Genomic DNA, 11,413 nt, shown 5'->3' with positions numbered 1-11,413 from the left:
GAGGATGTCAAAGGTGCTCGATCACGTAGTCCACGCAGCGCGTCAGCGCCTCCACGTCGGAGGGCTCGACCGCCGGGAACATCGCGACGCGGAGCTGGTTGCGGCCCAGCTTCCGGTAGGGCTCGGTGTCGACGACGCCGTTGGCGCGCAGCACCTTCGCGACGGCGGCCGCGTCGACGTCGTCGTTGAAGTCGATCGTGCCGACGACCTGCGAGCGCTGCGCCGGGTCGGAGACGAACGGTGACGCGAACTTGGCTTCCTCGGCCCATCCGTAGAGCGTCCTGGACGAGGTGGCCGTGCGGCGCACCGCCCAGTCGAGCCCGCCCTGACCGTTGATCCAGTCCAGCTGGTCCGCCAGCAGGAAGAGGGTGGAGAGGGCGGGGGTGTTGTACGTCTGGTTCTTGCGCGAGTTGTCGATCGCGGTCCGCAGATCGAAGAACGCCGGGATGTGGCGGCCGGACGAGGCGATCCGCTCGGCCCGCTCCAGGGCGGCGGGCGAGAAGAGACCGATCCACAGCCCGCCCTCCGACGCGAAGGACTTCTGCGGGGCGAAGTAGTAGACGTCGCTCTCGCTCACGTCGACGGGAAGGCCGCCGGCGCCGGAGGTGGCGTCCACCAGGACGAGCGCGCCGTCGTCGGCGCCCGCCACCCGCTCGATCGGCATGGCGACGCCGGTCGAGGTCTCGTTGTGGGTGAGGGCGTACACGTCGGTGCCCGCCTCGGCACGGGGCTTCGGGTGCGTGCCGGGCTCCGACTCGACGACGGTCGGATCGCCGAGCCACGGCGCCTGCTTGGCGGCCTTCGCGAACTTGCTGGAGAACTCGCCGAAGGAGAGGTGCTGCGACGTGCCCTCGATCAGGCCGTGCGTCGCGATGTCCCAGAAGGCGGTGGTGCCGCCGTTGCCGAGGACGACCTCGTAGCCGTCGGGGAGCTGGAAGAGTTCCTTGACACCTTCGCGCACGCTGCCGACCAGGTTCTTGACCGGGGCCTGGCGGTGCGAGGTGCCGAGCAGTGACGTACCGGTGGCAGCCAGGGCGGCCAGTGCCTCCGTACGTACCTTGGACGGGCCCGAGCCGAATCGACCGTCGGCGGGCTTGATGTCAGCGGGAATCTGGAGATCAGCCACAGGTGAAGGGTAGTGCGTCGCTTTACACGGCAGGGGGCGAGGTCCACCGGGTGAGACGCCGGGCAGGTCAGACGGCCCTCAGGGCGGCGGCCTGGCGCTCGCTTCCGCGGACGGCGGGTCGGCCCCGGACCGGCCATCCCCCGCGAAAGGCGTGTCCCTCCGCGGGGGAGGGAGCGGCGACGGCGCTGTGTTCCCAACCACCGCCGCCTTCATCCGGTGCAGCGCTGCTGGATGCACCACGGCGGGTCTCCGTTCACGCGGACTTCAATCGTGGTTCTGCCAGGTCGGCACGGTCGCGGTGCCGGAGGCAGGCGCGGGGGAGCTCAGTTCCGGCGGTGCGGGACCCCCTGGACCGGCTTGGGGAGGGGCGCCCTGGCCGGGGCGACGACGACACGGGCGTCGGCGGGATGTGTCCGCAGGGCGGCGGCGGGGATGCCGCGCAGCTCGCCCTGGAGCAGCCGGTGCAGCCGATTCGCGCTCCTGCGGTAGAAGCGGCGCTGCGTGAGACGTCCGAACAGCATGAACCCGATGCGGATGAGGGGTCTGCGGATGGGTGCCCGCCGCGAGTAGCCGGTGATGACGAAGTCGACGGCGCCGGTGTGCAGATGCTTGACCACCTCGTAGGTCAGCTCGCCCTGTTCGAGGTGGCCCTGGAGCGTCTGGTAGCTCCAGCCCCATACGCGGCGGGCGTGCTCGCCGGAGCCGTGGACCTCGTCCGTGACGCTGGTCACCCGTACGCCCATGTCGAAGCGGAGCCCGTAGAACCGCCCTTCGAGCAGCATGTCCCGGCCCAGCAGCGGGGTCGTCGAGTCGTAGACGGAGCGGAGGATGCGGGGCTCCGCGAACTGGTAGTCGCGGACGAGACGGCGGGCGGTCTCCCACGAACCGCCGGGGACGGGGTCGCCGGCGCTCTCCGGCGGGAGGGGCTGCACGAGGGTGTCGATGTGCCATCCGCCTTCGGCTCCCGGCCGGGGTGCCGGCCCGGGGTAGTTGACGTCGAGTGAGGCCAGGGCGCGCAGGGCCCGTACGGCCTCCTCGCGGTACAGGCGTCGCTCTCGCGGCATGGTGCGCCTCACTGGTCTTCGGCAGCCGCGGTACAAGCGTCGCGCCCGGCGTGGACGGGGAGGCGTGCGAGGCGTGCCGCCCGGCGGACCCTCACTCCAGTTCCGCCACCGACTGGCTGATCGTCCACAGGGTGGGGCCCCACAGGCCGACGAAGATGGCCCGGCGCTCCGCGTTGCCGCGTTCGTCCTGGTCGAGGCCGGCGGCCCGCATCCACAGCGTGAGGCACAGGGCGATGGAGCCCATGGCCGCGGTCTGGATGTACGAGCTGCGGACTCCGAGACGGTGGATCACCTTCGCGGTCACGTCACCGGCCTCCTTCTCAGCGATCGACAGGATGACTCCGACTAAGCAGACGAATAAGTCACATGGTGTCATGAAGGGCATGTCCACACCGCACGCAGCACCTCCGCAGGGACCTTCGCTGAAACGCAGGGCGGGAGCCGTGCTGCGCTTCCCGCTGGGCGTGCTGCTCGTCTCATGGCAGTACCTGTGGCGTGTGACGGCGCTTCACCGCAGCGAGACCCCGGGGGACGCGGACGACCTTCCGCCCCGGCTGGCGGAGCGCCTCACCGACGAGTGGAGCAAGCCGCTCTCGGACGGCGTAGGGCCGATGTTCCACCGGCGGTTCACCGTGCGGATCGAGGGTGCCGCGATGACTCCCGGGGAGCTGATGGAGGCCGTCGCCGCCAACCTGAACAGGGTGGCGCCGTCGACGGTCGCGGTCTTCCACAAGACGCGGGGGGAGGCGGGTCCGCCGTGCGAGGGGGACGAGTACCGCGTGCAGATGCCGGGCCCCTGGGACGGGCCCGTCCGGGTCCTGCACTGCGACGCGACGTCGTTCCGCCTGGGGACGCTGCGCGGCCATCTGGAGGCGGGGCAGATCCAGTTCAGCGCGCGTACCGCCGAGGACGGGCTGCTCGAGTTCCGGACGGAGGCCTGGTCGAGGGCGGGGGACAGGCTGGCCGATCTGCTCTACAGCCGGCTCCGCGTCGCCAAGGAGATGCAGTTCAACATGTGGGTCCACTTCTGCCTGCGGGCCGCGGCCATCGCGGGCGGACGCGTCGTCGGGGGCGTCCGCATCGACACCCGCAGTATCCCCGAGGAGCTCTGCCGGGACACGGCGGAAGGCTGACGGACGCGACGGAGGGGTGACGGGCCGGTGCGCGTCCCGCTTCCCGCCCGCCGGCCCGTCTCCCGGGGTCGCTCCGGTCCTTCGTGGGCGTCACGCGCGGGCGTCGCCCGGGCGCGGCGCCCGCCGTGCCGTCACTCCTCGGTGCCGTCCGCGCCGCGCTCCCGGGGCTCCTCCTGCATGCGAGCCGCGACTGCTGCCAGGAGCTGGACGACGTGCTCCTCCACGGCTGCCTTGCGGACGCCCAGACCGGTGAGCACGCCGTCGCCGTCCTCGAACTCCAGCAGTGCGAGCAGGAGGTGCTCCGTGCCGACGTAGTTGTGGCCGAGCCGCAGGGCTTCCCGGAAGGTCAGTTCCAGCGCCTTGCGCGCCCCGGCGTCGTAGGGGATCAGGTCGGGCACCTCGCCCGCGGCGGGAGGCAGTGCCGCTGCCGCGGCCTCCCGTACGGACTCCGGCGTCACGCCCTGGGCGGTGATCGCCTTCGCCGCGAGGGCCTCCGGTTCGCTGAGGAGTCCCAGTACCAGGTGCTCGGTGCGGATCTCGTCGTTGCCCGCGGCGTGGGCCTCGTTGTGCGACGCGGCGACCACGTTCCTCGCCCGCGGGGTGAAGCGGCTGAAGCCCTGACCGGGGTCGAGGTCCGGGTTCTCGCCGGCACCCTTCGCCACGAAGCGCTTCTGGGCCGCCTGCCGGGTGACGCCCATGCTCTTGCCGATCTCCGTCCAGGACGCGCCGGAGCGCCGCGCCTGGTCCACGAAGTGACCGATCAGGTGGTCGGCGACGTCGCCGAGGTGGTCCGCGGCGATGACGGCGTCGGAGAGCTGGTCGAGGACTTCCGGGTGCACCTTCTTGATGGCCTCGATGAGGTCGTCGAGGCGGACGGTGGGGGTCATGGGGGTCGGATTCACCATGCTGTCAACGGTAGGTTGACGCACGGTGAGTGTCAACCTTTGGTTGACGTCTCGTCGTGCCTCAGGCGCCTGCCAGCTTGCGCACGGTGGCCATGTCGTCGAAGGGGAGCAGCTTTCCGCGGACGGCCTGGTGCGTCTCGCTGCCCCGCCCCGCGATGAGGACCGTGTCGCCGCGGCCCGCAGCGGACAGTGCGTAGGCGATCCCCTCCCGCCTGTCGGCGAACCGCTCGTACGGGGTGCCGGTGGAGGCGAGACCGGGGACGATCTGGTCGAGGATCGCCTCCGGGTCCTCGTGCCGGGGATTGTCGGACGTGAGGACGCACAGGTCGGAGTAGCTCCCGGCGATCTCGCCCATCTCGGCGCGCTTGGTGACGTCCCTGTCGCCGCCGCAGCCGAAGACGGTGATGACGCGGGCGGGCGCGAAGCCGCGCAGGGTGGCGAGGACTTTGCGCAGCGAATCCGGTGAATGGGCGTAGTCAACGATGACGGAGGTGCCGCGTGGCGTCTCGAACCGCTCGAACCGGCCGGGGACGGGAGGCATCCGGTCCAGGGCGCGGACGAGCTCTTCCAGGTCGTGCCCCAGCCCGTGGCACGCGGCCACCGCCGCCAGGGCGTTGGCCACCGAGAAGCGGCCGGGGACGGGGACGGCAGCCGGGTACTTGCGGCCCGCGTGGTGCAGCGTGAACCGGGTGCCGAAGGCGTCCATGTCCAGGTCGGAGGCCCGGTAGTCGGCGTCGGCGTCGAGGGCGTACGTCGTCGCGGAGCCCGGCATCATCGCGGGGACCATCGCGCCCACCGGGTCGTCGGCGTTGACGACAGCGCGTCGGCAGAGGCCCTGGAAGAGGCGCAGCTTGGCGTCGCGGTAGTCCTCCATGGTGCCGTGGTCGTCCAGGTGGTCCTGCGTGAGGTTGGTGAAGACGCCGACGTCGAGGAAGGCGTGGTCGACGCGGTGCGTGAAGAGGCCCATCGAGGTGGCCTCCAGCACGACGCTCCCGACCCCCCGGTCGCGCATGCGGGCAAGCAGGTACTGGAAGTCCGGCGACTCGGGCGTGCTCAGCGCGGAGGGCGGCATCGGGATCAGCTCATCGCCGATCCGGCTGCCTGACGTACCGATGACACCTGCCCGGGTACCGGAGGCGATCCTCAGCAGGGACTCGATCATGCACGACACGGATGTCTTGCCGTTGGTGCCGGTCACCGCGACCATGTCCATCTCCCGTCCGGGCTCGCCGTGGTAGCGCGAGGTGACGAGGGTGGCCGCGGTACGTGCGTCGGGCACACGTACGACACAGACGCCCTCTGCGGCTGAGGCCGGCACCGCCGTGCCGGCGCACTGGACGAGGAGAGCCGCCGCGCCGCGAGCGAGAGCCGTCTCGGCGAGCTGTGGTCCCCCTTCCAGGTGCTCGGGCACCGCGATGAAGAGCGAACCCGGGGAGACCCGCCCGGCCTCGAAGTGCACACCCGTGGTGATCTCCGTCTCCGGGTCGCCCTGAAGCACTCGGTGGTCGTGTCCGGAAAGCAGTTCGCTCAATTTCACAGGGGCCCCTTCGGGGTCTGGTGCGGCGCACGCCCGGCCACCGGCGGTCGCCTGGTGTACGACGGCGCCGGGCCTGGCGGTGCGGAAACGCGGGTGGGTGGCGTGTGTTCAGCCGGAGACGCACACGTGGGCGGAACGCCCTGGGGCAGGGCGTTCCGAGAGCAGAAGTTCGGGACGAGCGTCGGCGAGGGGGCGGACCGGCCGCGGTGGGTGGTGCACGTTCCCGCGCTGCGAACGGGGACGAGCGCTAGCCGTGGCCGCGCAGGGCCCTACAGCCGTTCTTGGGTGCTTCGGCGTTGCCGTCCCCGGCGCTGATCCTTACGACGGCGATGCGCGCCGCGCCTGCGGTACGCGGCGGGCGAGGGGCCTGTGCGAGGCGCGTCCTCACCGTGCGTACGCAGTACATGAGGTGAGTGTACGCCCTGTTCCGGGCGGCTTACCGAGGGTGGATCCGCCGTATCGGTCCCCGGGGGAGGGTGCCGCCGGGAGGCGGTCAGCGTGCACGCTTGTCCCATGGCACAGGCACGGGATGCGGCGGGCCGGGACTCCCGGGGACGCACACGAGGCACGGACAGTCAGGCGGCAGGACTGCACAGCGACGCGGCGGCGCCGCAGGCGGACGCGGGCGAGGTGGAGGCGGCGCTCAGAGCGGCCGTCGGGGGCGAGGTCGAGTTCTCCACCACCTCGCGGGCGCTCGTGACGATGGACGCCTCGAACTACCGGCGCGTGCCGATGGGCGTCGTCGCCCCCCGCGACGCGGACGACGTGGCCGCGGTGCTCGCCGTCTGCCGCGAGTCGAACGTGCCGGTGGTCGCGCGCGGCGCCGGGACCTCGATCGCGGGCCAGGCCACGGGCACGGGCGTCGTCCTGGACTTCACACGGCACATGAACCGCATCGAGCACATCGACCCCGCGGCCCGGACCGCCGTCGTACAGCCCGGCGTCATCCTCGACCGGCTCCGCGACGCGGCGGCCCCGCACGGCCTCACCTTCGGCCCCGACCCCTCCACGCACAGCCGGTGCACGCTCGGCGGGATGATCGGCAACAACTCGTGCGGCTCGCACTCGGTGGCCTGGGGCACGACCGCCGACAACGTCCGCGAACTCGACGTCGTCGGGCACGCGGGGGAGCGGATGCTGCTGGCCCCCGGCGGCGACGGCGTCCCGGCCCGGCTGCGGGAGGGCGCGCGGGAGCTGGTGCGCCAGGAGATGACGCGGCTGCGCACCGGCTTCCCCGAACTCCCGCGCCGCATCTCGGGTTACGCGCTGGACGAGCTGCTGCCCGAGAAGGGCGAGGACTGGGCCAGGGTGTTCACGGGCAGCGAGGGGACGCTCGGCCTGCTGACCCGCGCGACGGTCGGGCTGGTGCCCGCGCCGGGAGCACGCGTCCTGGCGGTGCTCGGCTACCCCGACGAGAGCGCCGCCGCCGAGGCCGCCGCCGGGCTCCTTCCCCACGGGCCGCTGACCGTCGAGGGCATGGCCAACGACCTCGTCTCGGACGCCGCCAGGACGGACCTGCCGCGCGGCGGTGCCTGGCTGTTCGTCGAGGTCGGCGGGGACGACGAGGCGCACGCGCGGGCGCGGGCCGGGGAGCTGTGCCGCGCCGCGGCGGACGGCGTCACGGACCACCGGCTGATCGTGCCGCCGGGCGCGCAGCGCGCGCTGTGGCGCATCCGCGAGGACGCCTCCGGCACGGCGACGCGGATGCCGGGCGGGCCCGGCGGCGAAGGGGACAGCGAGGCGTGGCCCGGCTGGGAGGACTGCGCGGTGCCGCCCGCCCGGCTCGGGGCGTACCTGCGCGACTTCCGCGCGCTGCTGCGGCAGCACGGGCTGCGGGGGCTGCCGTACGGGCACTTCGGCGACGGCTGCATCCACGTGCGCATCGACTTCGACCTGCTCGGCGACGAGGGGATCCGCCGGTTCCGGACCTTCTCCCACGAGCTGGCGGACCTGGTGGTCGAGCACGGCGGCTCGCTGTCGGGCGAGCACGGCGACGGGCAGGCGCGGGCCGAGCTGCTGCCGCGGATGTACGGGCCCGAGATGGTGGAGCTCTTCGGGCGCTTCAAGGACCTCTGGGACCCGGCCGGGGGCCTCAACCCGGGCATGCTGGTGCGGCCCGCCCGCATCGACGAGAACCTGCGCTTCGCGCCGCTGCCGCGCGAGCCGGTCGACGTGGAGTTCGGCTACCCGCACGACGGCGGGGACTTCTCCGCGGCTGTGCGGCGCTGCGTCGGCGTGGCCAAGTGCCGCAACACGGAAGCCGGTTCGGGTGTGATGTGCCCGTCCTTCCGCGCCACGGGCGAGGAGAAGCACTCGACGCGCGGGCGCGCCCGGCTGCTGCACGAGATGCTCGCCGGCGAAGTCGTCACCGACGGCTGGCAGTCGGAGGAGGTGCACGACGCGCTCGACCTGTGCCTGTCGTGCAAGGGGTGCCGCAGCGACTGCCCCGTGAACGTCGACATGGCCACCTACAAGGCCGAGTTCATGCACCACCACTACCAGGGCAGGCGCCGCCCGATGGCGCACCACTCGATGGGCCGGCTCCCGCAGTGGCTTCGGCTCGCGGCGGCGAGCAGGACGGCGCCGCTGCTCAACGCCGCCGCCCGCGTACGGCCGCTGGCGGCGATCGCGAAGCGGCTGGGCGGTATCGCGCCGGAACGGGACATCCCGCCGCTGGCGGCGGAGCCCTTCACGCGGTGGTGGCGCAGGCAGCGCGGCAAGGACGCGGGGCGCGCAGAGTCCCGGGGCGACGGCGGCAAGGCCGGGAAGACGCTGGTGCTGTGGCCGGACACCTTCACCAACTACCTTTCGCCGGAGGCCGGTTCGGCTGCGGTGCGGGTCCTGGAGGACGCCGGCCTGCGGATCACGGTGCCGCCGAAACAGGTGTGCTGCGGGCTGACGTACGTCTCGACGGGACAGCTCGACCTGGCCCGCGCCGTCATGCGCCGCACGCTCGACCACATCGAGCCCGCACTCGACGCGGGCCTTCCCGTGACCGTGCTGGAGCCGCCGTGCGCGGCGGCGCTGCGCACGGACGTACCGGAGCTGCTGAGCGACGACCCGCGTGCGCGGCGGCTCGCCGCGGCGGTCCGGACGTTCGCCGAGACGCTCCAGGAGTACGCCCCGGACTGGGAACCGCCGCGGATCGACCGTCCTGTCGCAGGCCAGACGCACTGCCACCAGCACGCCGTGATCGGGGACGAAGCGGACCGGAAGCTGCGTGCACGGGCCGGTCTGACAGGGGAGTTGAGCAAGGGCTGCTGCGGCCTGGCGGGCAACTTCGGCTTCGAGAAGGGGCATTACGAAGTGTCCGTCGCCTGCGCGGAGGACCAGCTGCTGCCCGCCGTGCGGGAGGCGGGCGGCGATGCCGAACTGCTGGCGGACGGCTACTCCTGCCGCACGCAGCTGGAACAGCTCGAAGGGCGGTCCAGCCGCCACCTCGCGGAAGTCCTCGCGGAGGGGCTGGAGCGGCGCGGGGGCGCCGACCGCGGGGAAGACGACGCGTGAGGACCGGGATCCAGCCGGGTTGACGCTCTCGCGGCCGGCGGAAGGGCCGGGCAGGGACGGTGTGCGGCCCTGGGGGTGCGGTGCGGCGAAGCCGCTTCACTTCCAGGGTCGCGCCCACAGAGGCGGCTGGCGGTGGGCGTCGCCTGCCCAGTTCTTACGGGCGTACTGCCACTTCTGCTCGGCTTCGAGCCGCTCGGGTGCCGCCTGCTGGGCCTGGACCAGTTCCTCGACCTCGCGGAGGCCCGCCTGCCTCGACCTGTCCTCGTCCGCCTCGATCTCGTCGATGCGGGCCGTCAGTTCGGCGTCCCTGGCCTCCTGCGAGCGGGCGAACTCCTCGTCGGCCACGGCCTGCCTCCGGATCCTGTTCCTGAAGGCCTTGACGTCCCGCTCCTCGTACCGGCCACGTGGGTAGACGGCGGAACGCTCGTCGCCGTCGGACGTCGTCACGTTGATGTAGCAGTTCTCCTGCGGGGACAGTTCGGTCGCCACCGTGATGCGGGCCAGCCGCAACGGGTCGCCGTCGGGGGTGGGGGCCGCGTCGGGGGTCACGCGGAGAAACTGCAGATGGTGCTCGTGCAGGCGCAGCTCTCCGAAGTCGTCGGCCAGTGCGGGTCCCAGCTGCGGCCGGCGCACCTTCTCGCGCTCCTCCTTCAGCGATCGGACGAGCTCTCTGCTTCTGCGGCCCGATTCGGCGACGCGTGCTTGCACCGCCTCCACCGCTCGCTGTTCCCCGTGCTGCACCGACCGCCTCCGCGCGCGGGCCTGCCGCAGGTCGTTGCGCGCGCCGCGGTACCGGGCGGCGTAGACGTACTCCCGCTTGTCCCAGCTCGCCGGGTAGAGGCGCAGGTGGCGCCCGGCGGCGAGCGCGCCGCCGGCGAGGGCCAGCAGGAGTAAGTCCACGATGTCCAACGTCCGTCCCTTCCTCGGTACTTCACCGGCAGTGTTCCACCGGCCTGTACCCGTACGCGGGTACTGCGGGGCAACCGCTATGTGTCGTATGCCGCACCGGCGGCGGGAAGTGTGGTGCGCGGCGTGCAGCGGGAGCCGTGGGGCCTCCGTGGCGTCCGGCTGCCGGGGTACGGGCCGTGGCCGGCGGCCGTTCCGTCCCGTCGTCCGGACCGGAAACTTTCCAAGCATGCTTGCTTGTTTTTGTCTTCGCTGTCACGCTCGTGGTCCGGACGAGCGAGGGGCGGGCGGGCGATGACGGAAGCCGCGGGCAGCGCGGACGGTCCCGGCGCGGATGCCGGTAGAACCGCCGCCGATACGGCTGCGGCCGTTCTGGCGGACCTCCGCGACGAAGGCGAGGCGCTGGACGGGCTCGTGGCGGAGATCGAAGCCGAGTCCTGGACTCTGCCGACGCCCGCCCCGCGTTGGACGGTCGCGCACCAGATCGCCCATCTCGCCTGGACCGACCGGCAGTCGCTGACGGCGCTCACCGACGAGGCCGCCTTCGGGCGCGCCTCGCAGGCCGCCCTCGCCGAGCCCGGACGGTTCGTCGACGAGGGCGCGGAGCGAGGTGCCGCGCTGCCACCGGCGGAGCTGCTGGAGCAGTGGCGGGCCGGGCGCGCCGAACTGCTGCGGGCGCTGGGGCAGGTTCCGCGTGGCGCCCGCATCCCCTGGTACGGGCCGTCGATGAGCGCCGCCGGTATGGCCACCGCGCGGATCATGGAGACCTGGGCGCACGGCGAGGACGTCGCCGACGCGCTCGGCGTGCGACGCGAGCCGACGCGGCGCCTGCGCCACGTCGCGCGGATCGGTGTGCGGGCGCGGGACTTCGCCTACGCCGTGCGCGGGCTGCAGCCGCCGGAGGAGGAGTTCCGCGTCGAACTGCGGGGCGTCGACGGTGAGTTGTGGACGCACGGGCCCGCCGGTGCCGGGCAGCGGGTGACCGGGGACGCGGTCGGCTTCTGCAGGCTCGTGACGCAGCGGATCCACCTCACGGACGCCGGCGTGCACGCGCAGGGCCCGGACGCCTCCCGCTGGCTGGAGATCGCGCAGGCGTTCGCCGGGCCGCCCGGTGAGGGCCGCCCGGCGAGGAGCGGCTCGTGACCGGGCGGGAAGCGGAAGGTCGCGACGTGAACGGACGGGACGTGAACGGGCGCGAGGTGCTGCGCGTCGGGAACTGCTCGGGCTTCTACGGC

9 protein-coding genes are annotated in these 11,413 nt (G+C 72.7%); 3 read left to right on the top strand and 6 right to left on the bottom strand.

The annotated features are described in order from the left end of the window. Nucleotides 1-7: 7 nt before the first annotated feature. The 3 genes from serC to IEY56_RS07655 form a co-directional block, all read right to left on the bottom strand. The gene (gene serC, locus IEY56_RS07665) at nucleotides 8-1,126 is read right to left on the bottom strand and encodes a phosphoserine transaminase (protein ID WP_189036348.1); all 1,119 of its coding nucleotides are present in this window, start codon (nucleotides 1,124-1,126) and stop codon (nucleotides 8-10) included. 323 nt (nucleotides 1,127-1,449) lie between these two features. Next, complete coding sequence (locus tag IEY56_RS07660) at nucleotides 1,450-2,190, bottom strand: DUF1990 family protein (protein ID WP_189036347.1); 741 nt, start codon at nucleotides 2,188-2,190, stop codon at nucleotides 1,450-1,452. A gap of 91 nt (nucleotides 2,191-2,281) precedes the next feature. Continuing rightward, nucleotides 2,282-2,494: a hypothetical protein gene (locus IEY56_RS07655; protein ID WP_189036346.1), complete on the bottom strand. Its 213-nt coding sequence runs from the start codon at nucleotides 2,492-2,494 to the stop codon at nucleotides 2,282-2,284. A gap of 79 nt (nucleotides 2,495-2,573) precedes the next feature. Between IEY56_RS07655 and IEY56_RS07650 the strand changes: the two genes are divergently transcribed. Beyond that, nucleotides 2,574-3,323, top strand: a complete 750-nt coding sequence (locus IEY56_RS07650) for a DUF1990 family protein (RefSeq protein ID WP_229711700.1) — start codon at nucleotides 2,574-2,576, stop codon at nucleotides 3,321-3,323. A 131-nt stretch (nucleotides 3,324-3,454) separates the two neighbouring features. Here IEY56_RS07650 and IEY56_RS07645 read toward each other — a convergent pair whose 3' ends face one another. Both IEY56_RS07645 and IEY56_RS07640 read right to left on the bottom strand, forming a co-directional pair. Further along, nucleotides 3,455-4,228, bottom strand: a complete 774-nt coding sequence (locus IEY56_RS07645; protein ID WP_189036344.1) for a Clp protease N-terminal domain-containing protein — start codon at nucleotides 4,226-4,228, stop codon at nucleotides 3,455-3,457. A gap of 61 nt (nucleotides 4,229-4,289) precedes the next feature. Continuing rightward, a complete protein-coding gene (locus IEY56_RS07640; RefSeq protein ID WP_189036343.1) occupies nucleotides 4,290-5,765 on the bottom strand; it encodes a UDP-N-acetylmuramoyl-L-alanyl-D-glutamate--2,6-diaminopimelate ligase in 1,476 nt (491 codons plus the stop codon). A 513-nt stretch (nucleotides 5,766-6,278) separates the two neighbouring features. Here IEY56_RS07640 and IEY56_RS07635 point away from each other — a divergent pair. Beyond that, nucleotides 6,279-9,272 carry an FAD-binding and (Fe-S)-binding domain-containing protein gene (locus tag IEY56_RS07635; RefSeq protein WP_189036342.1) on the top strand — a complete coding sequence of 998 codons (2,994 nt, stop codon included), beginning with the start codon at nucleotides 6,279-6,281 and terminating at the stop codon, nucleotides 9,270-9,272. 96 nt (nucleotides 9,273-9,368) lie between these two features. Here IEY56_RS07635 and IEY56_RS07630 read toward each other — a convergent pair whose 3' ends face one another. Next, entirely contained in the window at nucleotides 9,369-10,172 is an 804-nt protein-coding gene (locus tag IEY56_RS07630; protein WP_189036341.1) for a hypothetical protein, read from the bottom strand. A 300-nt stretch (nucleotides 10,173-10,472) separates the two neighbouring features. On the opposite strand from IEY56_RS07630, the gene IEY56_RS07625 reads away from it, so the two are divergent. Further along, nucleotides 10,473-11,321: a TIGR03084 family metal-binding protein gene (locus IEY56_RS07625; protein WP_189036340.1), complete on the top strand. Its 849-nt coding sequence runs from the start codon at nucleotides 10,473-10,475 to the stop codon at nucleotides 11,319-11,321. Nucleotides 11,322-11,413 lie beyond the last annotated feature (92 nt).

Origin of the sequence: Streptomyces daqingensis, assembly GCF_014645895.1 — a bacterium.
In the GTDB taxonomy this organism is placed as follows: Bacteria; Actinomycetota; Actinomycetes; order Streptomycetales; family Streptomycetaceae; genus Streptomyces; species Streptomyces daqingensis.
This window is presented reverse-complemented; position numbering and strand designations above follow the sequence as displayed.

Coding starts and splice junctions, on each gene's coding strand:
- IEY56_RS07650 (WP_229711700.1), top strand. CDS start 2,574: ATGTCCACACCGCACGCAGCACCTCCGCAGGGACCTTCGCTGAAACGC.
- IEY56_RS07645 (WP_189036344.1), bottom strand. CDS start 4,228: ATGGTGAATCCGACCCCCATGACCCCCACCGTCCGCCTCGACGACCTC.
- IEY56_RS07660 (WP_189036347.1), bottom strand. CDS start 2,190: ATGCCGCGAGAGCGACGCCTGTACCGCGAGGAGGCCGTACGGGCCCTG.
- IEY56_RS07625 (WP_189036340.1), top strand. CDS start 10,473: ATGACGGAAGCCGCGGGCAGCGCGGACGGTCCCGGCGCGGATGCCGGT.
- IEY56_RS07635 (WP_189036342.1), top strand. CDS start 6,279: ATGGCACAGGCACGGGATGCGGCGGGCCGGGACTCCCGGGGACGCACA.